Source organism: Actinomadura sp. NPDC047616, from assembly GCF_040642915.1.
Classification (GTDB): Bacteria; Actinomycetota; Actinomycetes; order Streptosporangiales; family Streptosporangiaceae; genus Spirillospora; species Spirillospora miaoliensis.
Genome location: NZ_JBEYTB010000003.1, coordinates 278,058 through 304,706, shown reverse-complemented (window position 1 = coordinate 304,706; position 26,649 = coordinate 278,058). Strand labels below are relative to the sequence as shown.

General features: G+C 74.2%; 26 protein-coding genes. 13 read left to right on the top strand and 13 right to left on the bottom strand.

The annotated features are described in order from the left end of the window. Positions 1-117 precede the first annotated feature (117 nt). On the bottom strand, positions 118-678 hold the full coding sequence (locus ABZ801_RS09015) for a TetR family transcriptional regulator (RefSeq protein WP_360694768.1): 561 nt from the start codon (positions 676-678) through the stop codon (positions 118-120). Positions 679-783: 105 nt separating this feature from the next. Between ABZ801_RS09015 and ABZ801_RS09010 the strand changes: the two genes are divergently transcribed. Next, entirely contained in the window at positions 784-2,178 is a 1,395-nt protein-coding gene (locus ABZ801_RS09010) for an amidase (protein WP_360694765.1), read from the top strand. Here ABZ801_RS09010 and ABZ801_RS09005 read toward each other — a convergent pair. The 6 genes from ABZ801_RS09005 to nfi all read right to left on the bottom strand — a co-directional run bounded on the left by ABZ801_RS09005 (position 2,159) and on the right by nfi (position 8,229). Next, entirely contained in the window at positions 2,159-2,920 is a 762-nt protein-coding gene (locus ABZ801_RS09005; protein ID WP_360694762.1) for a glucose 1-dehydrogenase, read from the bottom strand. The genes ABZ801_RS09010 and ABZ801_RS09005 overlap by 20 nt on opposite strands. Further along, positions 2,907-5,021, bottom strand: coding sequence for an acetate--CoA ligase family protein (locus ABZ801_RS09000; protein WP_360694759.1), 2,115 nt, complete (start codon positions 5,019-5,021; stop codon positions 2,907-2,909). The genes ABZ801_RS09005 and ABZ801_RS09000 overlap by 14 nt, the downstream gene beginning before the upstream one ends. Before the next feature lie 8 nt (positions 5,022-5,029). After that, positions 5,030-6,604: a class I adenylate-forming enzyme family protein gene (locus ABZ801_RS08995; RefSeq protein WP_344948345.1), complete on the bottom strand. Its 1,575-nt coding sequence runs from the start codon at positions 6,602-6,604 to the stop codon at positions 5,030-5,032. A 90-nt stretch (positions 6,605-6,694) separates the two neighbouring features. Then, the gene (locus ABZ801_RS08990) at positions 6,695-7,039 is read right to left on the bottom strand and encodes a VOC family protein (protein WP_360694755.1); all 345 of its coding nucleotides are present in this window, start codon (positions 7,037-7,039) and stop codon (positions 6,695-6,697) included. Further along, positions 7,036-7,437, bottom strand: coding sequence for an OB-fold domain-containing protein (locus tag ABZ801_RS08985; RefSeq protein ID WP_344948351.1), 402 nt, complete (start codon positions 7,435-7,437; stop codon positions 7,036-7,038). The genes ABZ801_RS08990 and ABZ801_RS08985 overlap by 4 nt, the downstream gene beginning before the upstream one ends. A gap of 90 nt (positions 7,438-7,527) precedes the next feature. Next, positions 7,528-8,229 carry a deoxyribonuclease V gene (nfi, locus tag ABZ801_RS08980; protein WP_344948354.1) on the bottom strand — a complete coding sequence of 234 codons (702 nt, stop codon included), beginning with the start codon at positions 8,227-8,229 and terminating at the stop codon, positions 7,528-7,530. Between the two features lie 51 nt (positions 8,230-8,280). Here nfi and ABZ801_RS08975 point away from each other — a divergent pair, with 51 nt between their 5' ends. Both ABZ801_RS08975 and ABZ801_RS08970 read left to right on the top strand, forming a co-directional pair. Then, the gene (locus ABZ801_RS08975) at positions 8,281-8,907 is read left to right on the top strand and encodes an isochorismatase family protein (RefSeq protein ID WP_360694751.1); all 627 of its coding nucleotides are present in this window, start codon (positions 8,281-8,283) and stop codon (positions 8,905-8,907) included. Beyond that, the gene (locus tag ABZ801_RS08970) at positions 8,904-9,638 is read left to right on the top strand and encodes an SDR family oxidoreductase (RefSeq protein WP_360694748.1); all 735 of its coding nucleotides are present in this window, start codon (positions 8,904-8,906) and stop codon (positions 9,636-9,638) included. The genes ABZ801_RS08975 and ABZ801_RS08970 overlap by 4 nt, the downstream gene beginning before the upstream one ends. 25 nt (positions 9,639-9,663) lie before the next feature. Here ABZ801_RS08970 and ABZ801_RS08965 read toward each other — a convergent pair whose 3' ends face one another. Further along, on the bottom strand, positions 9,664-10,851 hold the full coding sequence (locus tag ABZ801_RS08965; protein WP_360694745.1) for a serine hydrolase domain-containing protein: 1,188 nt from the start codon (positions 10,849-10,851) through the stop codon (positions 9,664-9,666). A 35-nt stretch (positions 10,852-10,886) separates the two neighbouring features. Here ABZ801_RS08965 and ABZ801_RS08960 point away from each other — a divergent pair, with 35 nt between their 5' ends. From ABZ801_RS08960 to ABZ801_RS08925, 8 genes are all read left to right on the top strand, one after another. Continuing rightward, positions 10,887-11,816, top strand: coding sequence for a cyclase family protein (locus ABZ801_RS08960; RefSeq protein WP_344948365.1), 930 nt, complete (start codon positions 10,887-10,889; stop codon positions 11,814-11,816). A 309-nt stretch (positions 11,817-12,125) separates the two neighbouring features. Beyond that, on the top strand, positions 12,126-13,187 hold the full coding sequence (locus ABZ801_RS08955; protein WP_360694741.1) for an NrtA/SsuA/CpmA family ABC transporter substrate-binding protein: 1,062 nt from the start codon (positions 12,126-12,128) through the stop codon (positions 13,185-13,187). Between the two features lie 2 nt (positions 13,188-13,189). Beyond that, on the top strand, positions 13,190-14,032 hold the full coding sequence (locus ABZ801_RS08950; RefSeq protein WP_360695693.1) for an ABC transporter permease: 843 nt from the start codon (positions 13,190-13,192) through the stop codon (positions 14,030-14,032). Then, positions 14,029-14,754, top strand: coding sequence for an ABC transporter ATP-binding protein (locus tag ABZ801_RS08945; RefSeq protein WP_344948370.1), 726 nt, complete (start codon positions 14,029-14,031; stop codon positions 14,752-14,754). Before ABZ801_RS08950 ends, ABZ801_RS08945 begins: the two co-directional genes overlap by 4 nt. Positions 14,755-14,765: 11 nt before the next feature. After that, positions 14,766-15,797, top strand: coding sequence for an ABC transporter substrate-binding protein (locus ABZ801_RS08940; RefSeq protein WP_360694737.1), 1,032 nt, complete (start codon positions 14,766-14,768; stop codon positions 15,795-15,797). Further along, positions 15,794-16,714 (top strand): LLM class flavin-dependent oxidoreductase, encoded by a 921-nt coding sequence (locus ABZ801_RS08935; RefSeq protein WP_344948375.1) that lies wholly within the window; start codon positions 15,794-15,796, stop codon positions 16,712-16,714. The genes ABZ801_RS08940 and ABZ801_RS08935 overlap by 4 nt, the downstream gene beginning before the upstream one ends. Continuing rightward, positions 16,711-17,910 (top strand): LLM class flavin-dependent oxidoreductase, encoded by a 1,200-nt coding sequence (locus tag ABZ801_RS08930; RefSeq protein WP_360694733.1) that lies wholly within the window; start codon positions 16,711-16,713, stop codon positions 17,908-17,910. Before ABZ801_RS08935 ends, ABZ801_RS08930 begins: the two co-directional genes overlap by 4 nt. Continuing rightward, positions 17,907-18,818, top strand: a complete 912-nt coding sequence (locus ABZ801_RS08925; RefSeq protein WP_360694730.1) for an ABC transporter substrate-binding protein — start codon at positions 17,907-17,909, stop codon at positions 18,816-18,818. Before ABZ801_RS08930 ends, ABZ801_RS08925 begins: the two co-directional genes overlap by 4 nt. A 144-nt stretch (positions 18,819-18,962) precedes the next feature. Here ABZ801_RS08925 and ABZ801_RS08920 read toward each other — a convergent pair whose 3' ends face one another. The 5 genes from ABZ801_RS08920 to ABZ801_RS08900 all read right to left on the bottom strand — a co-directional run bounded on the left by ABZ801_RS08920 (position 18,963) and on the right by ABZ801_RS08900 (position 25,633). After that, complete coding sequence (locus tag ABZ801_RS08920; RefSeq protein WP_360694727.1) at positions 18,963-20,390, bottom strand: DEAD/DEAH box helicase; 1,428 nt, start codon at positions 20,388-20,390, stop codon at positions 18,963-18,965. A 282-nt stretch (positions 20,391-20,672) separates the two neighbouring features. Continuing rightward, positions 20,673-20,876, bottom strand: a complete 204-nt coding sequence (locus ABZ801_RS08915; RefSeq protein ID WP_344948385.1) for a cold-shock protein — start codon at positions 20,874-20,876, stop codon at positions 20,673-20,675. Positions 20,877-21,130: 254 nt separating this feature from the next. Then, positions 21,131-22,663 (bottom strand): AMP-binding protein, encoded by a 1,533-nt coding sequence (locus ABZ801_RS08910; RefSeq protein WP_360694723.1) that lies wholly within the window; start codon positions 22,661-22,663, stop codon positions 21,131-21,133. A gap of 66 nt (positions 22,664-22,729) precedes the next feature. Then, the gene (locus ABZ801_RS08905; protein WP_360695690.1) at positions 22,730-23,788 is read right to left on the bottom strand and encodes an LLM class flavin-dependent oxidoreductase; all 1,059 of its coding nucleotides are present in this window, start codon (positions 23,786-23,788) and stop codon (positions 22,730-22,732) included. A 204-nt stretch (positions 23,789-23,992) separates the two neighbouring features. Beyond that, on the bottom strand, positions 23,993-25,633 hold the full coding sequence (locus ABZ801_RS08900) for a phosphatidylglycerol lysyltransferase domain-containing protein (RefSeq protein ID WP_360694720.1): 1,641 nt from the start codon (positions 25,631-25,633) through the stop codon (positions 23,993-23,995). 117 nt (positions 25,634-25,750) lie between these two features. Here ABZ801_RS08900 and ABZ801_RS08895 point away from each other — a divergent pair, with 117 nt between their 5' ends. Both ABZ801_RS08895 and ABZ801_RS08890 read left to right on the top strand, forming a co-directional pair. After that, entirely contained in the window at positions 25,751-26,206 is a 456-nt protein-coding gene (locus ABZ801_RS08895; protein ID WP_360694717.1) for a flavodoxin, read from the top strand. A gap of 28 nt (positions 26,207-26,234) precedes the next feature. Beyond that, a complete protein-coding gene (locus ABZ801_RS08890) occupies positions 26,235-26,534 on the top strand; it encodes a Dabb family protein (RefSeq protein ID WP_360694714.1) in 300 nt (99 codons plus the stop codon). The last annotated feature ends 115 nt before the right edge of the window (positions 26,535-26,649 follow it).

The following is a 26,649-nucleotide window of genomic DNA, read 5'->3' as shown; positions in this document are numbered from 1 at the left end:
GTCGGCTGAGGTTCCGACCCGAGGTTCCTGATTGAGACAGGCGGCTGGCCCGTACGACCCCTTAATCCGCTCTGGGGTCGTACGGGCCAGAGCCGTTTTCACGCTCGGGAGCGGAGGTCAGTCGCGGGGGAGGGCGCCGCGGAGGAGGAGGCGGAAGGCGTCGGCGGTGCCGGTGGCGGTGGTGTCGCCGGTGGACAGGCGGCGGACGGCCAGGCCGTAGAGCATGGCGACGACGGCGGGGGCGTGGCGTTCGGCGTCGGGGATGCCGAGGGCGGTCAGGACGGCGGTGGCGAGGCGGTCGTAGGCCTCGACGGAGCGGGTGGAGGTGGCGCGGACGGCGGGGTCGCGGGCCGCGTGCAGGTGCAGTTCGAGGTTGGCGAGCTGCTCGGGGCCGTAGGAGAACTCGACGATGGCCTTCTCCACCTCGTCGGCGGCCTGGTCGGCGTCGATGCCCGCGGTGCGCAGCCGTTCGACGTGGGCGGTGATCCGGGCGATCTCCTCGTCGACGAAGGTGTGCAGGGCCTCCCGGAGCAGGTCGGACTGGTTCGGGAAGTGGTAGGTCAGCGAGCCGAGGGAGACGCCGGCCGCGCGGGCGACGGCACGGTTGGTCACGGCGCCGACGCCCTGCTCGCCGATCAGGCGCAGGGCGGCGTGCAGGATGCGGTCACGGGCGTTCATCGACCCCAGTCTTCCGGATCGGGTGGTGTTCCCGTTATCGTTCGTTCGAACGAACGATACCCCGGGTGGGCGAGTTGTCCCCCCGGGCCGACCCGGAGGTGCGGCGTGGAGGGGCTGGCCGAGCAGGCGCGGGCGCTGGCGGACGGTCAGGTGACGGCCAAGGAGCTGGTCGAGCGGTCGCTGGAGCGCATCGCGGAGCTGGACGGGCTGGGCGCCTTCCGGGTGGTGTGCGCCGAGGCGGCGCGGGAGGCGGCGGCGGAGGCCGACCGGCGGCTGGCCGACGGGGAGCGGCTGCCGCTGCTGGGCGTCCCGGTGGCGATCAAGGACGACACGGACCTGGCGGGGGAGACGACGCCGTTCGGGGTGCCGGGCGACCACCTGCCGAAGACGGCGGACGCCGAGCTGGTGCGGCGGCTGAAGGCGGCCGGGGCGGTCGTGGTGGGCAAGACGACGACGTGCGAGCTGGGGCTGTGGCCGTTCAGCGAGTCGCCGGGGTTCGGGTGCGCCAGGAACCCGTGGAACCCCGAGCACACGCCGGGAGGGTCGTCGGGAGGTTCGGCGGCGGCCGTGGCGGCGGGGATGGTCCCGGCGGCGGTGGGGTCGGACGGTGCGGGGTCGATCCGCATTCCGGCGGCCTGGACGGGCCTGGTGGGCATCAAGCCGCAGCGGGGCAGGGTGTCCGGTTTCCCGCACCGGGATCCGTTCAACGGGCTGACGGTCTGGGGGCCGCTGGCCAGGAGCGTCGAGGACGCGGCGCTGCTGCTGGACGTGCTGACCGGAAGCCATCCCGAGGACGTGTACCGGCTCGACGCGCCGGTGACGCCGTTCCTGGAGGCGGCCCGGACCAGGCCGCGCAGGCTAAAGATCGCGGTGTCGTTCAGGACGGCGTTCGGGGTGAGCGGCAGGCTCGATCCGCAGATCCGGGCGGCGGTGGAGAGGATGGCCCGCAGGCTCACCGACCTGGGGCACAAGGTGTTCCCGGCCGACCCCGATTACGGGCTGGTGGTGCTGGGGCTGGTTCCGCGCGGCACGGCCGGGGTGGCGGACTGGCTGGACTCCCTCCCGGGGGCGACGCCGGAGCCGCGCACCGAGATGGAGGCGCGGATCGGCAGGACGGTCGGCAGAAGGCTGCTTCCGCTGGCCAGGCGCATGGACCCGGGGCTGCGCAGGAGGATCGGAAGGATCTTCCAGTACGCGGACGTCGTGCTGACGCCGACGACCGCGCAGCTTCCGTCGAAGGTGGGGGCCTACGACGGCGTTCCCTACCGCAGGACGCAGTCGGGGGTGGCCGCCGCCTGCCCCTACTGCTGGACGTGGAACGTGCTGGGGTGGCCGGCGGTGAACGTCCCCGCGGGGCTGAGCCGGGAGGGGCTGCCGATCGGGGCGCAGCTGCTCGGGCACGATTCGGACGAGGCGACGCTCATCTCGCTGGCCGCCGAACTGGAGGCCGTGGAGGGATGGACGGAGCTTCGTCCACGGGTCAGTAGCCCGCGCCGGTGAGCATCCCGCCGTCCACCAGGATCTCGCTGCCGGTGCAGTAACTCGACTCGTCCGAGGCCAGGTAGACCAGCAGGCCGGTGACCTCCCTGGTCGAGCCGAGGCGGCCGAGCGGCAGCGCCTTCATGAACGCGTCGGCGCTGGCGGCGGTGGCGTTGACGACGTCGTCCTGCATCGACATCGGCGTGATGATGCCGCCGGGGTGGATGGAGTTCACGCGGATGCCGTCCGGGCCGAGCTCGCGGGCGGCGGCCTTGGTGAGGCCGCGCACGCCGAACTTGCTGGCCGAGTAGGCGGCGAGCCCGGCGGCGCCGATGAACCCCTCGGTGGACGACACGTTGACGATGGAGCCGCCGCCCGCGGCGCGCATGGCCGCTGTCACGGACTTGATGCCGAGCCACTGGCCGACGAGGTTGACGTCCAGGATGCGGCGGCACTCGTCCAGCGACATCTCCTCGATGCTCTTGTGCCGGATGATCCCGGCGTTGTTGACCAGCACGTCGAGCCGGCCGAAGGCGTTCACGGCGGTGTCGACGGCGCTCCGCCAGTCCTCCGGCGAGGTCACGTCCATGTGGACGAACCGGCCGGCGTCGGCGAGGTCGGCGGCGAGTTTGGCGCCCTCCTCCTCCAGGACGTCGCCGAACACCACCTTGGCGCCCTCGGCGGCGAAACGCCGCACGTGCGCCTTGCCCATGCCGCGTGCGCCGCCGGTGATGAGCGCGACCTTGCCGTCAAGCTGTCCCATGCCTGCTCCTCGCGGAGAACGTCTTTCCCGCGGCCACCGCGACGGCGGCGGCCTCCATGGTGCGGTACACCGGTATCCCGGCGCCGCGGGCGATGCGCCGGACGTCGTCCTCGACCCCGGGCGGCGCGCATTCGCTGTTGCGCAGCACCAGCGTGACGCGCGTGCGGGGCAGCTCCTCCTGGAGCGCGCCGAGCCTGCGCGCGTAGGTCAGCAGCGGCTCGACGCTGGTGCCGAACGTGAAGAAGCTCTGCACGTTGACGTGCGCGACGACGTCGGTGAACGGGCGGTCCGCCACGATCGCGGTGACGGCGCCGCGCACCAGGTCCGGGTCGGCCTGCGGACCCACGGGGATTTCGAGGGGGTTGGCCAGGGAGCTGCCCGCGCCCAGGCCGAGGTCGCGGAGCGCGGCCTTCGTCTCGTCGGGGAACGCGGTCAGTTCCAGGCCGGCGGTGTCGAACACGTCGGCGGCCAGGACGCTCGCGCCGCCGCTCGGCCCGATGACCAGCACGTCGCGGCCGGGGCCGACGTCGCGCGCGGAGTGCAGGTCGAGGAAGTCCAGGGCGCCGATGAGGTCGTCCTGGCCGGTGACGAGGGCGACGCCGGTCTGGGCGGCCAGGGCCGACCAGACGCGGGTGTCGCTGACCATGCCGCCGGTGTGGGACGCGGCGGCCGTGCGGCCCTGGCGGCTGCGGCCCCCGACCAGCGCGACGACCGGCTTGCCGACCTCGCGCAGCGTCTCGAACAGGCCCCGGCCGTCGCGCGGGTCCTCCAGGTAGAGGCCGATGACGGCGGTGCCGTCGTCGGCCGCCAGGTAGCGCAGCAGCTCGGCGGGCGTCACGTCGGCGCTGTTGCCGACCGTGGCGACCTTGGAGAACGCCAGCCCGCGCCGCTCGCCGACCTTGATCACCTCACCCGCGAGCCCGCCGCTCTGCGAGATCATCGCGACGCGCCCGGGGCGTCCCGGCTCGCCGCCGAGGAACGTCTGCCCGCCCGCCGGCGCGTACACGCCCATGCAGTTGGGGCCGAGCAGCCGCACGCCCGCCTCGCGTGCCGCCGCCAGCAGGCCGGCCTCCAGGTCGGCGGCGCCCATCTCGCGGAACCCGCCGCTCATCACCTGCACGTACGGGATCCCGGCCGCCTGCCGCACCACGTCGGCGCAGCGCGCCGCGGGCACGGCCACCAGCGCGTAGTCGACGTCCGGGGCGGCGTCGGTCAGGGACGGGACGCAGGGCACGCCGTCGATGTCGCCGGCCGTGGGGTGCACCGCGAGCAGCGTCCCCTTGTAGCCCGCCGCCTTGTAGAAGCCGAGGAACATGTTGCCGAACCCGGGCTTCCTGGTGGACGCGCCCACCACCGCGATGCCGCGCGGCGCGAACAGGCGGTCGAAGCCGGACGCGGCGCGCGGCTGCCGGTCGCCCGCGGGGCGGCGGCCGGTGGGCAGCGTGTCGGCGCCCAGCAGCCGGGCGTCCACGGCGACGGCGCCGTGCGGGCCGCAGATCACCGGGTTCAGCTCGAACTCGGTGAACCCGTCGCCGAGCCGGTCGACGATCCCGCCGGGGCTGCCGACCGCCAGCATCACCCGGACCAGCGCGTCCCGGTCGATGCCCGGCCGGCCGCGTGAGCCGTTCAGCAGGGCGGCGCCGCGCAGCTCGGCCAGCATGGAGTGCGCGTCGGCCTCGGTCACCGGGCACAGCCGCAGCGCCGTGTCGCGCAGCACCTCCGTCCACACGCCGCCCAGCCCGACCAGCAGCACCGGGCCGAACGCGGGGTCGCGGACGGCGCCGACGATGACCTCCACGCCCGGCGCGGCCTGCTCCTCCACCAGGAAGCCGTCCGGCGTCACGCCCCGGGCCGCGAGGGCGGTGAGCATCTCGGCGGCGGCGTCGCAGGCGGCCGGCGGCGACTCGAGCCCCAGGCGGACGGCCCCGGCGTCGCTCTTGTGCACGAGGTCGGGCCCGTAGGCCTTGACCACCAGCGGGCCGGTCAGGCCGTGCGCGGCCGTTCCCACGCCTTCGGGGGACGAGGCGGTCGCGCCGCGCGGCACGGCCACCCCGAACCCCCGGATCCACGCCTTGACGGCGTGCTCGGGAACCGACTTCATCGGGCCGGTCACCGGACGCGGTCGGCGTACCGGTCGCGGATGCCGCGCCGCAGCAGCTTGCCGGGCCCGCCCGACGCGTCCTGCGTGTGCGGCAGCTCGTCGGCGACCACGACGGTGTCGGGCGCCCGGTGGGCGGGCAGCCGGCCCGCGAGCGCGGCGCGCACCGCGTCGGCGTCCAGCGTCGCCCCCGATCTCGGGACGACGGCCAGCAGGATCTTCTGCTCGACCGCGTCGCGGCCCTCCGGATGCGCGGGCACCCCGACCGCCCCGGCCTCGGCCACGCCGTCCACCTCGATCGCGGCCTCCTCGATCTGCGCGGGCTGCGTCCACTGACCGCCCTTGAGGATGGAGTCCTCGCGGCGGCCCAGCACGTACAGGAACCCGGCCTCGTCCATGCGGCCCAGGTCGCCGCCCACGTACCAGCCGTCGCGCAGCACCTCGGCGGTCTTGTCGGGCTGCCCGTCGTAGCCGGCCATCAGGTTGGGGCCGGACAGGTTAATCTCGCCGACCTCGCCGACGACCCGTTCGCCGCCCGGGTCGGTGATCCGCACCGCGCAGGACATGCGGGCCCGGCCCACCGACGAGATGTCCTGGCTGCCGTCGTCCTGGCGGCCGAAGCAGGTGTAGGGCGCCTCGGTCTGCCCGTAGTAGCTGTAGATCGCCGCGTCCGGCAGCCGCCGCATGATGCGTTCGCGCAGGCTCGGCAGCAGCGGCTCGCCGCCCAGCACGATCGCCCGCAGCGACGACAGGTCGGCGTCGCGGTGCTCGTCCGAGCCGAGCAGCGCCGAGAAGAAGCTGGGGATCAGGCTGACGTGGGTGACCTTCTCGCGCGGCACCACCGTGAGGAAGTTGGCCGGGCCCCAGTCCTGCTCCAGCACCAGCTTCATGCCCGCGTAGAACGCCGGGCCGACCAGCGCGGGGAAGCCGATGCCCCAGATGATCGCGCCCGTGCCCATCACCGAGTCCTGGTCGCGGCCCACGTCCAGCCAGATCTGCGCCGACGCCAGCGAGCTGAAGTGGGTGTGCATGACGGCCTTCGGCAGGCCGGTCGTGCCGGAGGTGTAGAACAGCGCGAGCAGGTCGTTGCCGAACCCGCCGAGCGGCGGCTCGGCCTCGCTCGCCTCGGCGGCCAGCGCGTCCAGGTCGACGGCGTCGGCGCCCGGCCCGCCGACGCGCAGCCACAGCTTCACGTTCGGCAGCTCGGGACGGATGGAGGCCACCGCGTCCTCCACCGTGGCGTCGTACACGAACGCCGTGCACTCGGAGCGCTCCACCACCTGCCGGAGGGTGTCGGCGGGCCAGTACGGGTTGAGCGCGGCGACGACCGAGCCGATCTTCATCTGCGCCAGGTAGACCTCGGCGACGTGCAGGGTCTCGTTCATCAGCGACGCCACCCGCATGCCGGGGGTCACCCCGGCCGCCAGCAGCGCGTGCGCCACCCGGTTGACCCTGCGGTTGAGCCGGTCGTAGGTGAAGCTCTGCTCGCCGCAGTACGTCAGCGCCACCTTGTCGGGGGTGCGCCGGGCGTTCGCGGTGAGGATGGCGTAGGCGTAGTTGCTGAAGGGGGAGTTCTCTCGCGCCACGGCTCGGCTCCTTCGGCTCCGGCTCGGGGGGTGGGGTCGCGGACGGTGGCGGGGGGACGTGCCTTCGAGGAACGGGGACCTGTCGGCCGATCAGGGGCGGGGCGAGTACAGGACGAACGCGTTGCCGGCCGGGTCGCGCAGCACGGCGCGGATCTCGTGCGGCCCCTCCTCGGGCCCGCGCACCAGCCGCGCCCCGGCCGCGGTGAGCCGCTCCACCGCCCCGGCCACGTCGTCGACCTTGAACGACACCGCGGGCACGCCGCCGGTCACGTCCTCGTCGGGCCCGGCCACCGCGAACGTGGTGCCGCCGCCGTCGAAGGCGGCGAACCGGTCGCCGTCGGTGAACTTCACGGCCAGGCCCAGGGCGTCGCGGTAGAAGCGGACCGCCTCGTCCACGTCCTTCGCGACGTACAGGACGTTGCCTATGCGCGTCATGCTGCTGGCCTCCAGTGGGGGATCGGGCCGAAGCCGTCGAGGTCGTCGAAGGTCACCCGCACCGGCATCCCGATCCGCACGTCCTCGGGCGGGCAGCCGGTGACGTCCCCGAACACCCGGGCGCCCTCCGGCAGGTCGATCCACGCGACGACGTACGGCGGGGTGAACCCGGGAAGGAAGCTGCGGTGCACGACGCTGAACGTGTGGACCTGGCCGTGTCCGGACACCGCCTCGTACGCCGGTTCGGCGCCGCCGCAGAACGGGCAGGAGGGTTCGGGGAAGTGGACGAACCGCGCGCACTCCCGGCAGCGCTGGAGCACCAGCTCGCCGCGCCGGCAGGCCGTCCAGTACGGCTCGGTCAGCGGCGTCGGCGCGGGGGAGGGGCGCGGGCGGTCCATCGCCAGCCAACCTAGCGCACGCTTGGTTGACGAACAAGGCCGCCGAACCGGGTTCGCGAAGGTCGGCAATCCAGCGGAAGACCGCCCGGCTCAGGCGGGCGAGGCCAGGTCGGCGAGGGCGTCGCGGGACAGCCGGTCGGCCCGGCGGGTGGTCTCCGGCAGGCGGTAGCGGGGGGTCAGCGCGAGGGCGTGACGGCACGCGGTGTCGAGGTCCACGCGGTGCCCGACCGACACGAACACCGGCTTGACGCCGTCGCGCGTCCGCAGCACGCGCCCGACGACCTCGCCGTCGTGCCGCACCGGGCTCGCGTCGCCGCGCCGCTCTCCCGGCGGGTCGTAGGCGCCGACGAACGGGGTCTTGGCGATGCCCATCGACGGCAGCCCGGTCAGCACGCCCAGGTGGCAGGCCAGGCCGAACCGGCGCGGGTGGGCCAGCCCGTAGCCGTCGCACACCAGCAGGTCGGGCGTCGCCGACAGCCGCCGCAGCGCCTCCACCAGCGCGGGCAGCTCGCGGAACGCCAGCAGGCCCGGCACGTACGGGAACGCGGCGGTGCCGGTGACCACCGACTCCTCCACCACGTCCAGCGTGGCGGCGTCCAGCACGACCACGGCGGCGGCGAGGCGTCCGCCCTGCCCGCCCCCGTCGCCCTCGTACGACACGTCCAGCCCGGCGATCAGGCGGGGCGCCTGCGGCCCCGGGCCGTCCAGGTCGAGCAGGGGGCGCAGCCGGTCCTGGATCTCCTCGGCCTCCTCGGCGGTGGCGGGCCAGCCGTGCAGGTCGCGTACGTCCATGGACGGGACGTTACCGGCCCCGTCTACCAAGCAAGTGCTAGATTGATTCACGTGCCGATCGATCTCGCCGCACTGGCCGCCCCCGCCCACACCGCCGTGCTGGTCATGGAGATGCAGCGCGGCGTCGTCGGGGACCTGGCCCGCTTCCCCGACCTGGTCAAGGTGTGCGCCGAGCGCGAGGTGACCACGGGCGCCGTCCGCGCCGTCACCGCCGCCCGCGCCGCCGGAATCCGCGTCGTGCACTGCACCGCCGCGTTCCGCGCCGACCGCGCCGGCAGCCACACCGGCAACAGCCCGTTCATCAGGGGACTGCTGCGCGACCCCGCGCACATGCTGGAGGGCACGGGCGCGATCGAGGTGCTGCCGGAGCTGCACGACCCGGCCGACCTGGAGTCGCGCCGCTACCACGGGTTCTCCCCGTTCACCGGCACGTCCCTGGACCAGACGCTGCGCGCCCTCGGCGTGCGCACCGTCGTCGCCCTCGGCGTGTCGCTCAACCTCGGCGTCCCCGGCCTGTGCCTGGAGGCGGTCAACCTCGGCTACCGGGTGGTCGTCGTCACCGACGCGGTCGCGGGGATGCCCGCCGAGTACGGCGACGCCGTCATGGCCAACACCGTCGCCCTGCTGGCCGCCCGCGCCACCAGCACCGACCTCGCCGCCGCCTGGAGGACCGCGTGAACGGACTGACCCTGGACGGGCGCGTCGCGGTCGTCACCGGCGGCGCCGGGGGCATCGGCCGGGCCGTCTGCGCCGACCTGGCGTCCCTCGGCGCCCACGTCGTCGTCGCCGACCTCGACGGCGCCGCCGCCGAGGAGGCCGCCGAGGCCGTCGGCGGCACCGCCCACCGCGTCGACCTCGCCGACCCCGGCGACATCGACCGCTTCACCGCCGGGGTGGGCCGCGTCGACGTGCTCGTGCACAACGCGGGCGTCAGCATCGTCGAGCCCTTCACCGACAGCGACCCCGCCCACTGGGACCTGATGTGGAAGGTGAACCTGCGCGCCCCCATGCAGCTCACCAGGGCGCTGCTGCCGGGCATGACCGAACGCGGCTGGGGACGCCTGGTGTTCGTCTCCTCCGACGGTGCGCGCGCGGGCTCCGGCGGCGAGGGCGCCTACGCGGCCACCAAGGCGGGGCTGTTCGGCCTCGCCAAGACCCTCGCCCGGGAGGCCGCGCGCGGCGGAGTCACCAGCAACGTCGTCTGCCCCGGCCCGACCGACACCCCGATGGTCCGGGCGGTGTCCGACCGGCACCCCGGCCTGCTGGACAAGCTCGCCAGGCAGATCCCGCTGCGCCGCATCGGCCGCCCGGACGACATCGCCGGGCTCGTCGCGTTCCTGTGCACCGACCGCGCCGCCTACATCACCGGCCAGACCGTGTCGGTCAGCGGCGGCATCACCATGCACTGACGGCGCCGGTCTGATGGGGGTGGGCTCAGGCGAGGGAGGCGTAGGCGGCCTCGATCAGGCGGAAGGCGCGCGCGTCGCCGGTCAGCCCGTCGCCCATCAGGTTGGGCAGGTACGCCAGCGCCAGCCCGGCCTCGGCGTCGCCCAGCCCGATCGACCCGCCCGCGCCGCCGTGCCCGAACGCCGACGCGCGACCGGCCGCCGGGACGCGGAACGGGGTGGCCGGACGCATGTAGCCGAGCCCGAACGCGGTCTCGAGGACCATCGTGCGGTCGGGGCCGTGCACGCGGGGCCTGATGGCCTCGCGCAGCGTGCCGGGCCGCAGGATCCGCCCGGCCGCAAGGTCGCGGTAGAAGCCCGCCATGCCCGCCGCCGTCGTCATCATCCCCGCGCCCGGCCAGCCCGCCCGCAGCACGACCGGGTTGTTGAAGCCGCCCTTGCCGGGATGCGGGTTGTTGAGCGCCCGGTTGAGCCGGCTGCCGGGATCGCCCGCCGCCTTCGCCAGCCGCTCCAGCGACGAGGCGTCCGGGACCGGGGCGTCCTGCGCCAGCCGCCCGCCGTCCGGGGCCTGGACGCGACGCGCGGCGGTCAGCTTGGCGCCGCGTTCGATGACGTCGTCGGGGGCGCCGATCCACAGGTCGAGGTCCCCGGCGAACTCCTCCTTCACGAACGTCCCGACCGGCCGCCCCGACAGCCGCCGGACGATCTCGCCGGCGAGCCACCCGTACGTCAGCGCGTGGTAGCCGTGGCCCTCGCCGGGCGTCCACTCGGGCTCCTGCGCCGCCAGCTCGGCCGCCAGCGCGGCCGGGTCCGCGGCCTCCTCGGCGGAGACCGGACGGGCGAACGCGGGCAGCCCCGCCTGGTGGGACAGCAGGTGCGCCGCCGTCGTGCCCTCCTTGCCGTGCGCGCCGAACTCCGGCCACCACGCCGTCACCGGGCCGTCGACGTCGTAGGCGCCGCGCTCGGCCAGCAGCAGGGCCGCCGTGGCGGTGAGCGCCTTGGTGCAGGAGAACGCGAAGCACGGGGTGTCGGCCCGCCACTCGCGTCCGGTGCGGCGGTCGGCCACGCCGCCCCACAGGTCCACCACCTTGCGGTCGCCCGCGTACACCGCGACGGCCGCGCCCAGCTCCAGCCCGTCGGCGAAGTGCCGCTCGAAGACGTCCCGTACCGCCGCGAAGGCCGGATCGCACTGTCCCTGTACCGCCGTCTGCGCCACGTTCCCGCTCCGCTCGTCGAGGAAGGTTTCACCGAATGACGTTCGAACAGTATGGCAACTGGGGGCGCTGGGGCGCCGACGACGAGCGCGGCACCCTCAACCTGCTGACCCCGGAGGCGGTCGTCGCGGCGGCCCGGTGCGTGCGGGAGGGGCGCGTGGTGAGCCTGGCGATGCCGATCCGCGGCGCCACCTCCTCGCCGGCGCCCACGACCGTCCCGCACCTGCGGGGCAGGCCGCTGCCGCAGCACTTCATGTCAGTGGACGGCGGCGACTACGCGGCGGGCGCGCGGGCGATCGGCGCGGGGCTGCGGATGGCCGACGACGCACTGGTCGTCACGCCGCACGGCACCACGACGCACATGGACGCGCTGTGCCACATGTGGTCGGGCGACGAGCTCTACAACGGGCACCCGGCCGGACGGGTGCGCTCCTACGGGGCGCAGCGGTGCGGCATCGACAAGGCCGGGCCGGTGGTGGCGCGGGGCGTGCTGTTCGACGTGGCGGGGCTGCGCGGCGTCCCGCACCTGGCGGCGGCCGACCGGATCGGCCCCGACGAGCTGCGGGCGTGCCTGGACGCGGCCGGCACCGAACTGCGCCCCGGTGACGTCGCCGTCGTCCGCACCGGCTGGCCGCTGACCTGGCAGGAGGAGGGGCCGGACGGCTACTGGGCCGGGCAGCCGGGCCTGAGTGCCGACGGCGGCCGCTGGCTGGCCGGACACGACGTCGGCATGGTCGCCGCCGACAACGCCGCGATCGGCGGGCTCAACGAGCGCCAGCTCGCCGACGAGGGCCTCGCCGACGACCTGCACATGATCCTGCTGTGGCGGCACGGCGTCCACCTGGCCGAGATGCTGTGGCTGGAGGAGCTGGCCGGAGCCGGACGCGCCGAGTTCCTGTTCGTCGCGGCCCCGCTGCGCATCGAGGGCGGCACCGCCAGCCCCATCAACCCGATCGCCGTCCTGTGAGCCGTTCCCCGGGCCGTCGTGAGCCTTGCTAACCGACCACGACAGTAGGAAATGCAGGTCGACGCGGTGTCCGGGGTTGACATTCTGGTATCCCTACCGGAATTATCTGAAATATGGCGCACGCACTGACCGTCCGGCGCGTGGTCGATCTCATGCGGCTGGACAGCACTCTCTGTAGCTGATCCGGCCTCGGCTTCCCTCCCTCCTCCCAGTTCTCTCTCCGCGAGCCCCTGCCGCCGCATGCGCCCCGGCGTCCGCCCGGGCGCCCCGTCGGCCTGCGCGCACGACCCGTGAAGGGCCACGTCAGCCATGTCGAGATCCGTCCTGTCCACGTCCCCCGGCAAGAGCCCCCGCCATCGCCTGAGACCGTTCGCCCGCACCGCCCTCGCCGCGCTGCTGGCCCTGCCGCTGGGCCTGGCCGCCGCGTGCGGCGGGTCGGCCAACGCCGGGGGAGACGGCTCCGGCCCCGGCACGGTGATCAAACTCAAGGACCCCGGCAACGCGGGCGTGCTCGCCTACGCCAAGCGCGAGAAGATCCTGGACCAGCGGCTGAAGGCCGTCGGCGCGCGGGTGGAGTGGGGCGGCTCCTACGCCTCGTTCACCGCGACCATCGACGCGGTGCGGTCCGGCTCGGTGAACGTGCTGGAGGGCGCGATCTCCCCTGCGGTCGGCTACCTCGCCAACGGCCGCGACCTGCGCATCTTCGCCGCGACCGACCGCGTCACCGACAAGGCCGCGCCGCAGGAGGACGGCCTGGTCGTCAAGCCGGACAGCCCCATCCGGTCCGTGCGCGACCTGGCCGGCAGGCGCGTCGCGGTCAACAAGGCCGGACGCGGCGAATACCTGCTGCTGCTCGCGCTCAAGCAGGCGGGCGTCCCGGCCTCGCAGGTCCAGCGCGTCTACCTCAACCCGGTGCAGGGCGCGTCGGCGTTCGCCACCGGCAAGGTGGACGCCTGGTGGGCGATCGTCGACGCCTACCCCGAGGCCGTCGCCAAGGGCGCCCGGGTCCTGGTGCACGGCCGCGACCTGCCCGACCAGGACCTCAACATCTGGGCCGCCCGCACCGAGCTGCTCCAGGCGAACCCGCGCGCCGTGCAGACCTTCCTGGACGTGGTGCGCGAGCTGACCGAGCAGGAGAAGCGCACCCCGGAGAAGTTCCAGAACGTCTTCCTCGACAAGGGCCCGACCGCGGTGTCCGGGACGCGGCTGAACGACGCGCTCGCCTCCGCCCGCCACCAGAACGTGCCGCGCCCCGTCACCGACGCCGACGGCGAGCACGTCGCGGCGGTCGCCGGCCTGTTCCGCGAGCAGGGCGTGCTGCCGGGCGAGATCCGCCCCGAGGACGTGCTGTTCAAGCTGGGGGCGCAGTGACCATGGAGAAGGTGGCCGCGCCCGCGCCGCCGGACACCACGGAACTGCGCGAACCCGCCTGGCTGGGCCGGCGGCGACGCCGCCCGGCGGTGTCGCTGGCCGTCCGGCTGTCGGTTCCGCTGGCGCTGCTGGTCGCCTGGTGGTGGGGCTCGGGCAGCGGACGCATCCCCCCGGACGTGCTGACCGGCCCCGGCGAGGTGCTGTCCGCCCTCAAGGAGCTGGTCTCCACCGGGCAGCTCGCCGACTACGTGCTCGCCTCGGCGCGCCGCGCGGGCCTCGGCGTGCTGCTCGGCTGCGGCGCGGGGCTGCTGCTCGGCGTGGCCGCCGGCCTGTCGGCCCTCGGCGAGGAACTGATCGACCCGACCCTGCAGATGAAGCGGGCGGTGCCGTTCCTGGCGCTGGTGCCGCTGTTCATCTCCTGGTTCGGCGTCGGCGAGACGTTCAAGGTCGTGCTGATCGCGGTCGCCGCGTCCGCGCCCATGTACGCCTACACCTACCTCGGCGTGCGCAGCGTCGACCGCAAGGTGGTGGAGGCCGCCCGCGGCTTCGGGCTGCGCGGCCCCCGGCTGGCCGTGTCGGTCGTCATCCCGTCCGCGCTGCCGAGCGTGCTGATGGCGCTGCGGATCAGCCTGTCGGTGTCGCTCACCGGCCTGATCGCCGCCGAGCAGCTCGGCGCCACCGAGGGCGTCGGCTACCTGGTGACGCTCGCGCAGCAGTACTACCGCAACGACTACATGGTGCTGTGCATCCTGATCTACGCGCTGCTCGGACTGCTCATCGACCTGGTGATCCGCGGCGCCGAACGGCTCGTCACGCCCTGGCGGGGGCAGGTGACGGCCCGATGAGCGGCCCCGGCGAGGTGGCCGTGCGCGTGCGCGGCCTGACCAAGAGGTTCGGCGCCGCCACCGTCCTGGACGGCGTCGACCTGGACGTGCGGCGCGGCGAGTTCGTCGCGCTGCTCGGCCCGAGCGGCACCGGGAAGACCACGTTGCTGCGCCTGCTGGCCGGGCTGGAACGGCCCGACGCGGGCACCGTGCTGACCGCGCCGCGCGTCACCACCGTCTACCAGGAACCCCGGCTGGTGGTGGCCAAGCGCGTGCTGGCCAACGTCACGCTCGGCCTGCCGCGCTCGGCGCGCGACAAGGGCCGCCGCGCGCTCGCCGAGGTCGGCCTGGCCGGACGCGAACGCGACTGGCCCGCCACCCTGTCCGGCGGCGAGGCGCAGCGGGTGGCGCTGGCCCGCGCGCTCGTGCGCGACCCCCGGGTGCTGCTGCTGGACGAGCCGTTCGCCGCCCTGGACGCCCTGACCCGCCTGCAGGCCCAGGACCTGGTGGCCGAGCTGTGCGCCCGGCACCGTCCGGCGGTCGTGCTGGTCACCCACGACGTGGACGAGGCGGTGCGGCTCGCCGACCGCGTCGCCGTGCTGCGCGACGGCGCGTTCGCCGTGGACCGTGCCATCGACCTGCCCCGTCCCCGCGACGCCCTGTCGGGCACGGCCGACCCGGCGGTGCTGGAGCACCGCCGCGAGCTGCTGACCCACCTGGGCGTCGCCCTGTCATCCCCATGAGGAGCCGCCGCATGCCCACGCATGCCAACGAACGTCATATCGACAAGATCTGGTTCACCCGCTGCCCGGTGCCCACCGCCAGCGGCCTGGCCCACCGGCACGGCTGGCTGGCCGAGGCGTTCGCGCCGTACGGGCTGGAGGTGGGCGTCCTGCAGGACGCCGGACCCGACCTGGCCCGCCACCACTTCGACCACGACCTGCCGGGGCTGTTCCGCGAGGGCGGCAACGTCCCGGCGCTGGCCGCCCGCGCCGAGGGCGCGCCGACCCGGCTGATCGGGCTGACCTGGATCGAGGAGTGGCAGTCGATCCTCGTGCGGCCCGGCTCGGGCGTCGACGGGCCGCGGGACCTGCGCGGCGCGCGGGTCGCGCTGCCCGGCTGGGCGCGGACGAAGGCGCAGAGCTTCCCGCGCGCGATGGCGCTGCATGGCGTCAAGGGCGCGCTCGCCCAGGGCGGTCTCACCCTCGACGACGTGACGTTCGTCGAGGTCACCGCCGACATCTCGCCGTCGGTGGGACGCGACGCGCGCGAACGCCGCCTGTCGTGGCCCGGCCTGGACGAGCTGGCGCGCGGCGAGGTGGACGCCGTCTACGTCAAGGGCGCCCGCGCCGCCGAGCAGGCCGCCGAACTCGGCCTGGTCGTCGGCGTCGACCTGGACGCCCACCCCGACCCCGCCACCCGCGTCAACAACGGCACCCCGCGCCCGATCACCGTGCACGAGCGGCTGCTGGACGAGCGGCCCGAACTGGTGACCGCGTTCCTCGCCCAGACGCTGCGCGCGGCCGACTGGGCCGCCGCCAACCTGGACGGCGTCCGCGAGATCCTCGCCGGGGAGACCCGGTCGGGCCGCGCGGGCGTGCGCACCGCCTACCGCGACGGGTTCCACCGCACGCTGCGTCCCGACCTGTCGCCCGAACGCCTCGACCTGCTCGTGCGGCAGAAGGACTTCCTGCTGCTGCACGGCTTCCTCGCCGCCGACGTGGACGTGCACGCGTGGGCCGCGCCCGAGCCGCTGCGCGAGGTCACCGAGAGGAGGGCGGCATGACGGCGCCCAGGTTCCTGCTCACGCTGCCGACGGTCGGCCCGTACGCCGACCCGGCGCCGCTGCCCTCGTTCGTCACCGACACCCGCCGGGACCGCTACGGGGCGTTCGACACGATCGCCGAGGTGGGCCGCGCCGCCGAGGTCACCGGCTTCGACGGCGTCGTCGCCCCCTTCGCGCACGACGCGGAGGAGGCGCTGGTCGTGGTGGCCGGGCTGCTGCGCGCCAACCGCTGGCTGCACGGCGTCGCCGGCTTCCACCCCGGCGTCGGCACCCCGGTGTACGCGGCGAAGCTGTCGGCCTCGCTGCAGCGGTTCACCGGGGACCGGTTCGGCTGGTGGCCGGTCGTCGACCTGGACCCGGTGACGGCACGCGCCCAGGGCGACTTCCTGGACGGCCCGGACCGGTACGCGCGCGCCGACGAGTTCCTGACGATCGCCAAGGGCGTGTGGGAGCACGAGGACTACACCTACGAGGGCCGGTTCTTCCAGGTGCTCGCGGGCGGCTTCCAGGGGCCGCTGGCGGGGCGGCGCTTCCCGCCCGTCCACCTGTCCGGCGCCTCGGAGGAGGCGCTCGACCTGTCGGCCAGGCACGCCGACGTGCACGTCTTCGACGTCACCGACGACGTCGACGCGCTCGTCGCCGACCTCGGCGCGCGCGCCGCCGAGCACGGCCGCACCGTCGCCTACGGGCTGCGGCTGACGGTCGTGGCGCGCGAGGACGAGGACGAGGCGCGCGCCGTCCGGGGCGTCCCCGAGCACGCGCTCGCCGGGTCGTTCGAGCAGGTCGCCGACGAGCTGCGCCGCTACGTCGACCGGGGCGTCGGCACCTTCGTGCTGGAGACCGAGCCGCACGTGGAGGAGACCTACCGGCTGGGGGAGCGGCTGCTGCCCCTGTTCGCACGGGAGCACGTGAAATGACCGGGGCGAGTGACTCGATCGACATCTACTGGCGCATCGGCACGCACGGCGACCAGCGGTCGCTGCGCCGCCGACTGGTGAGCCGGGGCGACTGGTCGCCGGTCGTGCCGGGCAGCATCACCCCCGGGCTGCGCGGCGGCCGGCCCGACGGGTACAGCCACCTGGACCACATGGCCGACGTGGCGCGCGCCACCGAGCTGTCGGGGTTCGTCGGCGGGCTGCTGCCCTCCTTCCCGTTCACCGACGACCCGTGGGCGGCGGCCGCGAGCCTGGCCCGCGAGACCACCACCTACCGGTTCATGATCGCCTTCCAGCCGGGGTTCCTGCACCCGGTGCAGGCCGCGCGGATGTCGGCGAGCCTGCAGCGCGCCACCGGCGGACGCGTCGTCTACAACATCATCTCCGGCGGCGGCGGGCCCGCCCAGCTGTGGTGGGGCGACAAGGTCGGGCACGACGACCGCTACGCCCGCACCTCGGAGTTCCTGGACGTGCTCAAGGGCGTGTGGGACGGCGGCCCGTTCACCCACCACGGCCGCTTCTACCGGGTCGAGGGCGCGGGCCTGCCCGAACGCCTGGCCGGGCAGCCGTTCCCCGAGATCTACTTCTCCGGGTCGTCGCGGGCGGCGATCGAGGCCGCCGGGCGGCACGCCGACCACTACCTGTCGTGGCTGGAGCCGTTCCCCGCGCTGGCCGCCAAGTTCGACCAGGTCCGCGAGCACAGCGCCGCGATCGGCCGGTCCCCGCGGTTCGCCGTGCGCATCGACGTGCTGGCCCGCGAGACCGAGGACGAGGCGTGGGAGGAGATCCGGCGCGGCTGGCGGCACGTCGATCCCGATCTGCTGCGGGGGCCCGAGGCGAGCGGCGACTCGGTGGGCTGGCTGCGCGGCCAGTCGTTCATCGACTGGCCGGTGCGCGAGTACCGCGAGCTGGAGGCGAGCCCCAACGTGTGGGGCGGCTTCCACCTGCTGCGCGGCGGCCCGGCGTTCGGGCTGGTCGGCAGCTACGCGCAGGTCGCCGCCCGGCTCGACGAGCTGATCGCGCTCGGCGTGGACGCGTTCATCCTCGCCGGGGTGCCGCACCTGGAGGAGGCCCACCGGGTCGGCGAACACGTGCTTCCGCTGCTGCGCGGCGGCCGTCCGGACGCCGGCGCGAACGCGTCCGTCCCCACTCTCGAAGCGAAAGGAATCTCCCGATGACCCGTGTCGGCTTCTTCCCCAACAACAACTCCCTGTGGGTGCTGCGGCACCGGGGCATCCTGGAGCGGTCGCTGCCGGACGTGGAGTGGGTGGACCTGCGGTCGCTGCCCGCCGGTGACCGTCCCGCCCCCACCGAGGGCCTGCCGTCCGCGCACGGCGACCACCTGTTCGACGGGGGCTACGACTTCATCGGCACCGGCTCCACCCCGCCGGTCACCGCGCAGGGCAAGGGCCACGACATCGTCTACGTGGCGATCTCCGGGCCGCGCGTGAACAACGGACGGCTCGTCGCGCTGGCGGACTCCGGCATCGCCTCCCCGGCCGACCTGGCCGGCAAGAGGGTGGCGCTCGGCCACGGCTCCTGGCAGACGACGCTGCTGCTGTTCGCGCTCGACCGGGCCGGGCTCACCTGGGCCGACATCGAGCCGGTGGAGGCCGGGCCCGAGGGCGCGCAGCTGCTGCTGGACGGCAAGGTCGACGCCTGGACCGGCTACTACCCGCGGCTGGCCGCGCTGGAGCGCGAGGCGGCGCTGCGGACGCTGATCGAGACCGACGGGCTGTTCAGCCACCGCTCGCTGTGGTTCACCCGCCGCGACTTCGCCGTCCGCCACCGCGACGAGCTGGCCGCGATCGTCGCCGCGCTGCAGGAGTCGGACGCCTGGGTCCGCGAGAATCCGCGCGAGGCCGCCCGGCTGTTCGCCGACGACGACGACGGCGACCTGGACGAGTGGGAGCACGCGCTGCGCAACCGCCCGTTCGGGCTGAACCCGGTGACCGAGGAGTTCGTCGCCGAGCAGCAGCGCGCCGCCGACCTGTTCCACGCCAACGGGCTGCTCGACCGGAAGATCACCGTGGCGGACGCGGTGCTGCCGGAGCTGGCCGGCCTGGTCACCGCCTCGGCGCGCTGACCGCCCGGCCCGCGGGGACGGGGGCGCGGCGCCCCCGTCCCCTCCCGCGAACGTCAGGAGCGGGGATGGGCGCGCCGCCGCTACATCCGGACGGCGGCCATGCGCGGTGCCATGGTCGTGTGCCCTGACGCCGGGCGTGGCGGGTCAGGAGTTCCTGGACGACGTCCTGCGGCGTGCCGCGCGCCTGGGAGTGGAGGAACGGCGGCCGGGTCCTGACCGGCGGCCGTCGGGCGACGGCGCCGCGACGGTGACGGTGACGGGAACACCGGACGGCGGCCGGGCGCCGGTGATGCGCGCCAGTTCGTGGTCTCCGGGGCGGACGGTGGCGACGCGCGGGGTGATCCCGGCGGCGGCCATGAGGCGGTCCATGTCGCGGCGCTGGGCGGGCAGGACGAGGGTGACCACGGTTCCCGTCCTCCCGGCGCGGGCCGTACGGCCCCCGCGGTGCAGGTAGTCCTTGTGGTCGGCGGGCGGGTCGACGTTGACCACCAGGTCGAGGTCGTCGATGTGGATGCCGCGGGCGGCCACGTTGGTGGCGACCAGCACGCTCACCCGCCCGTCGCGGAAGCCGCCGAGGGCGCGGTCGCGCTGGGACTGCGACTTGCCGCCGTGGAGCGCGGCGGCGTGCACCCCCGTCGACAGCAGCTTGCGGGTCAGCCGGTCGGCGGCGTGCTTCTTGGCGACGAACATGATGACCCGTCCCTCGCGGGCGGCGATGTGCGCGGTGGCGTCGTGCTTGTCGTCCTCGGTGACGTGCAGCAGGTGGTGCTCCATCGTGGTGACGGCGCCCGCCGGGGGGTCGACCGAGTGGACGACCGGGTCGTCGAGGAAGCGGCGGACCAGCCGGTCGACGTCGCGGTCGAGGGTCGCGGAGAACAGCATCCGCTGCCCGTCCGGCGCGACCTGGTCGAGCAGCGCGGTGACCTGGGGCAGGAACCCCATGTCGGCCATCTGGTCGGCCTCGTCCAGGACGGTGACGCGCACCCCGTCCAGCCGGCAGTCGCCACGGTCGATCAGGTCGGCGAGCCGTCCCGGGGTGGCGACCAGGATCTCCGTGCCCCGCCCGAGCGCGCTCGCCTGACGGGCCAGGGACAGGCCGCCGACGACGGTCGTCAGCCGCAGCCCCACGGCGCGGGCGTAGGGGGTGAGGGCGTCGGTGACCTGCTGCGCGAGTTCCCGCGTGGGGACGAGCACCAGCCCCAGCGGCCGCCGTGGCGCGGCCTGCCGTCCCGTGGTGCGGGCGAGCAGGGCCAGCCCGAAGGTCAGGGTCTTGCCGGAACCGGTCCGGCCGCGGCCGAGGACGTCCCGGCCGCGCAGCGCGTCCGGCAGAGCGGCCGCCTGGATGGGGAACGGTTCGGTGACGCCCTGGCGCGTCAGCGTCGCGAGGAGCGCCGCCGGCATGTCCAGGTCAGCGAAGGAGGCGGCCGGCGGCAGGACCGGCGTGGTGCTCCGTGCGAGCGGGAGATCGAGCGGGAGATCGCCGTTCCCCTGCCGCCCGGTGGCGGGACGGCGGCGGCTGCGGCCGCGGAGACGCGCGGACCGGGTGCGGGACGTGCGGGTGTCATGGGCCATGCGAAGGGCCTTCCTCGGTGTGGCACGTATCGAGGAACGCTCCGCCGCGCGGTGCGGTACGGCCGTAGGAGGCCGTGCGAAGAAGTCTCAAGAACGAACCAGGGATGGTGACGGACGGCCGCCGGTGGGCCCGTCGCGTCGGTGTGATGGGCGCCGCCCGCTCGGGCGGGTGTTCGGCGCGGTCGCCCGTGACGGTGGACGGGCGGCGTCGGCGACGGCGGGCGGTGCCGCGGCGGTGGGCCGCGGCACCGCGCCGAGCGTCGTCAGTGGGACGCAGAAGGGTCAGGCGGCGACGATGTTCTCGGCCTGCAGGCCCTTCTGGCCCTGGACGATGTCGAACGACACCTTCTGGCCTTCCTGAAGCTCACGGAAGCCCTGGGCCGCGATGTTGCTGAAGTGAGCGAAGACGTCGGCGCCGCCGCCGTCCTGCTCGATGAAACCGAAGCCCTTTTCGGCGTTGAACCACTTCACGGTGCCGGTGGCCATATGTGTCTCCTTCTGGGTCGGTCCGGGTCGCACACCTTGTGGACCCGGGATCGCCGCGATGACCCCATCCGGAGGATCCAGAACAACAAAAATGCGCCTGACGAAACCGGCAGGCGCACACAGAGTCTATGGGAACCGCAACTCAGGTCAGACTAGCACACGTTCGGGAGCATCGCTCACCGTCCGGCCCCGGCGACCGCCGGGGCCGGACGGTATGTCCGGGTCGTCCCAGGAAATCGGTGCGTCCGCGTGCGTCAGGAGCCGGGGTAGGCGCCGCCGCCGTAGCGTTCGTCCAGCACGTCGTAGTCGGGCGTGAAGCCCTTCTTGGGGATCTCGTCGGCGAACTCCACGTGCCGCGGCTTCTTGTACGAGGCGATCTCGGTGCGCACGTGCTCGATGATCTCGTCAGGGGTGGCGGCGGCGCCGTCCCGGAGCACCACGATGGCCTTGGGGGACTGGCCGAACCGGTCGTCCGGCACCCCGATCACGGCGGCGTCGGCGACGGCCGGATGGGTCTTGAGGGCGCGCTCCACCTCGGCGGGGTAGATGTTCTCGTTCGCCGACTTGATCATGCGCAGCCTGGGGCCGATGAAGGTGATGGTGCCGTCGGGTTCGCGCCGTCCCAGGTCGCCGGTGTGGTGCCAGCCGCCCGCCGTCTTGGCCGCGTTCAGCTCGGGGCGGTTCCAGTAGCCGGAGAACACGCTGTGGCCGCGCGCGCAGATCTCGCCGACCTCGCCCGGCGGGACCTCGGCGCCGGAGGCGTCCAGGATCCGCACCTGCGTGAGCGGCGACGGCCGGCCCGCCGCCCCCGTGCCGCCCATGCCGAGGCCGAGGAACGTCAGCATGCCGCCGACCTCGGTCTGCCCGTAGCCGCCCATCTTCGACGCGCACCAGGGGCTGTCGTCCACGGTGATCATGTCGTCCCACTCGGGGGAGTGCGAGACGAAGCGCAGCGAGGACAGGTCGAAGGTCCGGTCCTTGTTGGCCTGGACGAGCCCGTCGATCATCGGGCCGAACAGGAACGCCTGGGTGACCCGCTCGCGCTCGATCAGGCGGCAGACCTCCGCCGGCTCGTAGGCCGGGGTGAACACGACCGTGCCGCCGAGCTGGAAGGTGGCCAGCGTGAACATCATCGTGCCGACGTGGAACAGCGGCCCGCACGCCAGGAAGGTGAACCCGTCCTCCATCTGCCGGACGTGCAGCAGCGACATGCTGTGCGCGACCAGCGCGGCGTCGCTGAGCAGGGCGGCGTGGGGACGTCCGTCGAACGCGGCGGTGTAGAGCGCCAGGACGGGGGAGTCGGCGGACACGTCGGCGTCGGGGTCGATCGCGTCGCCCGCGGCGGCCCACGCCTCGTACTCGACCACGCCGTCCGAGCCCGCCTCCCCGCCCGAGCGCACCCAGCGCGCGTCGAGCGTGACCTGCCCGCGCGCCTTCTCCACCGCCTCCGACTCCTCCCACACGACCACCGCCGGGGCCAGGTCGGTGAGCACGTGGGCGAGCTCGTCGGCGGACTGCCGCCAGTTGGCCGGGCAGAAGATCGCCCCGAGCCGCGAGCAGGCCAGCAGCAGCTCCAGCACGCGGAAGGAGTTCTGCCCCAGCCACAGCACGCGCCCGCCCGCCGTGACGCCCTCGGCGGCCAGCGCGCCCGCCAGGCGGTTCACCCGCGCGTCCAGCTCGGGCCAGGTCAGCCGCACGTCGCCGTCGACCACGGCGGTGCCGAGCGGCCGGCCCCGCCGGTGCTCGCCGAGAACGTCCCCGAGTGTGAGCCGGTGTACGACGGACATCGCGCCTCCTGGATGTGACGGAAACCGGGGGTGGTGGCGGGGAGGTGCCGTGGCTCGGTCGCTCGCTCAGCGGAAGGCGGGCATGACCTCCGCGGCGAAGAACTTCAGGACCTTCTTCATCTCCTCGACGGGCATCGGCCGCGTCGAGCCGAAGTCGCACATCAGGTGGGAGTAGCCCATCTCCTGGATCATCTTGATCTGGCCGATGACCCGCTCCGGATCACCGATCACCTCCAGCTGCTCCCAGCGGAACTCGTTGTCGACCGAGCCGCCCTTGAGGTAGCGGTTCTGGTAGTACTCGAAGCCCTTGGCGGCCTCGCCGGTGCGCGGGTCGATGGGGGCGCTCTGCACGTTGAAGATGCGCGAGCGGTCGAAGGCGGCCTCGAAGCGGGCCTGGTCCTCGCGGGCCTGCTCGATGGTCGGCGCGACGTAGACGATGCGGCTGGCCACCAGCTCGGCGCCCGAGGTGTCCACGTCGTTGGCGGCGGCGACGGCGTGCCAGGTCTCGGCCGCCTTGGCGATCTTGCGGAACGGCGCGGCGGGGTCGGCCAGGATCGGCAGGCCGCGGGCGGCGTAGATCTCCACGGTCTCGGGGCTGATCGCCGCCACGTGCAGCGGCGGGTGCGGCTTCTGCAGCGGACGCGGTGTCAGTGTCAGCGGACGGCCGGTGCCGTAGTAGCGGCCCTTGTACTCGTAGCCGTCCTGCGTCCAGAGACCGACCATCATGTCGAGGCACTCGTTGAAGCGGTCCCGTGCCTCGCCCAGGTCGAGCCCGAAGTTCTCGAACTCGACGCTCTGGTAGCCGCGGCCCACGCCGAGGTCCAGGCGCCCGCCCGACAGCAGGTCCACCATCGCGGCCTCCTCGGCCACGTGGATCGGGTTGTGCAGGGGCAGCACGACGATGCCGGTGCCCAGCCGCAGCCGTTCGGTGCGGGCCGCCAGGTGGGCCAGCATCGTGAAGATGTTGGGCACCACCCCGTAGTCCCGGAAGTGGTGCTCGGCGACCCACACCCCGTCGAAGCCGAGCTCCTCCAGAAGCTCGATCACCTCGATCTGGTAGTCGTACACCTCGCGCGCGCTCTGGCCCGCGTTCTGGTGGAACAGGTGGAAGGTCGAGAACTTCATCGGGCGGTCGGCCACGTCTACGGCTCCTTCTTCACCGGGCCCGGCGCGTGCGCGGGGGCGCCCCCGGCGTCCGCCGGGTCGGGACAACGCCGGTCCCATCATTACGTACCAAGCGCTCGCTTGGGAAGCCTAGCAGGCAAAACCACGGCCGGGCGGGGAGCGCCGCCGGCACGGCGCGGCGGCTTCCCCGCCCCGGCGTGCTGATCAGGGACGTTGCGGCAGGCCGGCGGCGCCGGGCAGCGGCTCCTCGGGCGCGGGCACCGGCCGGGGCCGGCCGAACTCCAGCGTCAGCAGCGCCGCCGCCAGCCAGGCGATGTCCCACCAGGACCGGAAGACGATGCTGCGCGGCCGGTACGCGGGCCGGAACTTGCGGTCGAACAGGTACAGCGACTCCACCGCGATCCACGGGTCGAGCAGGTGCAGCGCCCGGTACCCGGCGCGCTCGGCCAGGCCGCGCTCCTCGGCCTCCAGCAGCTCGCGGAACGCCGCGAAGTTCAGCGACACCGTCGCCACGCCGTGCCGCCGCGCGTACTCGACGACCTCGACGATCAGCCGCTCGTTGACGCCGTTGGGCCCGCCCGGCGCCCGCCGCATCGCGTCCAGGCTGATCCCCGACCCGGCGACCACGTACCGCTGGAACGCGATCGGCTCCCCGGCGCGATCGTGGGCGACGGCGATCAGCGCGCCGGCGTGGTAGCCGGTCAGCAGCTCGTCCAGGTTCATGGAGAAACCGCGCTCGGACGCCCCGCCCAGCGAGCGCGCCGCGACCTGCCCGAGCGCCTCGCGCAGCTCGGGCGCCAGCTCGCCCTCGCGCAGGATCCGCACGGTCACGCCCGCGTTGTGGGTGCGCCGGACGGCCTGCCGGACGTTGCGCATCCGCCGCCCCTCCAGGGCGAACCCGCCCGTACGGATGATCACCTCGTCGCCGAAGCCGAACGAGCGCAGCGGCGCCCACAGCGGCAGCAGCTCGGCGCCCGCGCCCAGCACGGCGGGCCGCCAGCCGGCGCGGCGGCACATCTCCAGGAACCGCGCGACGGCGGCCTCGTGCGACGCCGGATCGCCCACCGGGTCGCCGCCCGCCACCGCGACGCCGAACAGCACGCGGTAGCCGATCGCGGCCCGGCCGTCCGGGCTGAACACGTACGACTTGTCGCGGCGCAGCGCGAACGGGGCCAGGGTGTCGGACGCCGGATGCGCGACGAGCCGGGCGACGCGGCGCCGCTCGTCCTCGGCCCCGGGCGGCGGCGCCGGATCGGCCGCCAGCAACGTGATCACGATGAGCAGCAGCCCGGTTCCGCCGGTCAGGCCCAGCACCCCCGGCAGCCAGGACGCCCCGTCCAGCGGCGCGCCCATGGCGCCGAGGCCGAACGCCACGTCATGGCCAACCGACCGGACCGACACCCCGCCGACCAGCACCGCCGCGGCCGCCGAGGCGACCACCAGCACAGCGCCGGCGCGCACCGCCGCGCGCACCCGCTCGGGATGCGGCCGGACGGGGAAGCCGTCGCGCAGCCGCCACAGAACCGCCGCGGCCGCGGCGAGCAGCGGCAGCCGCCAGAGCGGGTCCTGGCCCGCCAGCACGGCGAGCACGCCCATCGCCACCAGGGTCAGCAGCCCGTACCAGGCGGCGCGGCGGCGCAGCAGCACGCCGCGTGCCAGCAGGGCGACGGCAGCGGCCAGCACCAGCGCGTGCGGCGGCGCCAGCGGATTGCCCGTCACCAGCACCGACAGCGCGACGACGGCGGACGGGGCGTCGCCCAGCGCGGGCACCGCGAGCAGTACGGCGACGGCCGCGGTGACCGCCGCCGGCGCCCGCAGGGACGCCTCCGGCCGGGTGCGCTCCACGATCGACACCTCCGCCGAACCGCAACCATGATCTTCGGGAACTCATTCCCCGGTTCGGTCGTTCATCCCTGTTCACCTATCATCGCCGGAGGCGATGATCCCCGGGAGCCGGTTGCGATGAGAAGGCTGCTGATCGTCCACCACACGCCGTCGCCGACCCTGCAGGCCATGTACGAGGCGGTGCGGGCGGGCGCGGGCACCGACCAGGTCGCGGGCGTGGAGGCGGTGGCCCGCCCGGCGCTGACCTGCACGGCCGTGGACGTCCTGGAGGCCGACGGCTACCTGCTGGGCACCCCGGTCAACCTCGGATACCTGTCCGGCGCGCTCAAGCACTTCTTCGACACCGTCTACTACCCCTGCCTGGAGGCCACCGTCCGCCGTCCGTTCGGGGCGTACCTGCACGGCAACAACGACGCCACCGGCGCCCTGCGCGCCCTGGAGGCGATCACGACGGGCCTGAAGTGGCGGGCGGTGCGCCCGCCGGTGGTGGTGACGGGCGAGCCCGGCAAGGCCGACCTGGAGGAGTGCTGGGAGCTGGGCGCCATGGTCGCCGCCGAGCTGGGCGAGGTCTGAGCGCGGACGGGACGCTAACGTGGCGCGCATGAGCGGATTCCGTCACGTGGTGATGTTCGGCTGGGTGGAGGGCACGACCACCCAGCAGCAGGAGGTCGCGGACCGGCTGCTGGAACTGCCGGGGATCATCCCCGAGATCCAGGCGTACAGCGTGGGCGCCGACGCGGGCGTCAACCCCGGCAACCACGACTTCGTGGTGGTGGCCGACTTCGCCGACAGGGACGGCTACGTGGCCTACCGCGACCACCCCGCGCACCGCGCCGTCGTCGACCAGTACATCAAGCCGCTCGTCGCGCGGCGCGCCGCCGTCCAGTACGAGCTGCGGTAACCGAGCAAGCGCTTGTCTAGTCAGCCGGTTCGGGTTAGCGTCGCCTCATAGGGCCGCGCGCATCCAGGGACGCGCGGGCCGCTGGGACGCCGCCCGCCGGGGACGGATCGCGCCC

Coding starts and splice junctions, on each gene's coding strand:
- ABZ801_RS09015 (WP_360694768.1), bottom strand. CDS start 678: ATGAACGCCCGTGACCGCATCCTGCACGCCGCCCTGCGCCTGATCGGC.
- ABZ801_RS09005 (WP_360694762.1), bottom strand. CDS start 2,920: ATGGGACAGCTTGACGGCAAGGTCGCGCTCATCACCGGCGGCGCACGC.
- ABZ801_RS09000 (WP_360694759.1), bottom strand. CDS start 5,021: ATGAAGTCGGTTCCCGAGCACGCCGTCAAGGCGTGGATCCGGGGGTTC.
- ABZ801_RS08990 (WP_360694755.1), bottom strand. CDS start 7,039: ATGACGCGCATAGGCAACGTCCTGTACGTCGCGAAGGACGTGGACGAG.
- ABZ801_RS08985 (WP_344948351.1), bottom strand. CDS start 7,437: ATGGACCGCCCGCGCCCCTCCCCCGCGCCGACGCCGCTGACCGAGCCG.
- nfi (WP_344948354.1), bottom strand. CDS start 8,229: ATGGACGTACGCGACCTGCACGGCTGGCCCGCCACCGCCGAGGAGGCC.
- ABZ801_RS08960 (WP_344948365.1), top strand. CDS start 10,887: ATGACGTTCGAACAGTATGGCAACTGGGGGCGCTGGGGCGCCGACGAC.
- ABZ801_RS08955 (WP_360694741.1), top strand. CDS start 12,126: ATGTCGAGATCCGTCCTGTCCACGTCCCCCGGCAAGAGCCCCCGCCAT.
- ABZ801_RS08950 (WP_360695693.1), top strand. CDS start 13,190: ATGGAGAAGGTGGCCGCGCCCGCGCCGCCGGACACCACGGAACTGCGC.
- ABZ801_RS08945 (WP_344948370.1), top strand. CDS start 14,029: ATGAGCGGCCCCGGCGAGGTGGCCGTGCGCGTGCGCGGCCTGACCAAG.
- ABZ801_RS08940 (WP_360694737.1), top strand. CDS start 14,766: ATGCCCACGCATGCCAACGAACGTCATATCGACAAGATCTGGTTCACC.
- ABZ801_RS08935 (WP_344948375.1), top strand. CDS start 15,794: ATGACGGCGCCCAGGTTCCTGCTCACGCTGCCGACGGTCGGCCCGTAC.
- ABZ801_RS08930 (WP_360694733.1), top strand. CDS start 16,711: ATGACCGGGGCGAGTGACTCGATCGACATCTACTGGCGCATCGGCACG.
- ABZ801_RS08925 (WP_360694730.1), top strand. CDS start 17,907: ATGACCCGTGTCGGCTTCTTCCCCAACAACAACTCCCTGTGGGTGCTG.
- ABZ801_RS08920 (WP_360694727.1), bottom strand. CDS start 20,390: ATGGCCCATGACACCCGCACGTCCCGCACCCGGTCCGCGCGTCTCCGC.
- ABZ801_RS08915 (WP_344948385.1), bottom strand. CDS start 20,876: ATGGCCACCGGCACCGTGAAGTGGTTCAACGCCGAAAAGGGCTTCGGT.
- ABZ801_RS08910 (WP_360694723.1), bottom strand. CDS start 22,663: ATGTCCGTCGTACACCGGCTCACACTCGGGGACGTTCTCGGCGAGCAC.
- ABZ801_RS08905 (WP_360695690.1), bottom strand. CDS start 23,788: ATGAAGTTCTCGACCTTCCACCTGTTCCACCAGAACGCGGGCCAGAGC.
- ABZ801_RS08895 (WP_360694717.1), top strand. CDS start 25,751: ATGAGAAGGCTGCTGATCGTCCACCACACGCCGTCGCCGACCCTGCAG.
- ABZ801_RS08890 (WP_360694714.1), top strand. CDS start 26,235: ATGAGCGGATTCCGTCACGTGGTGATGTTCGGCTGGGTGGAGGGCACG.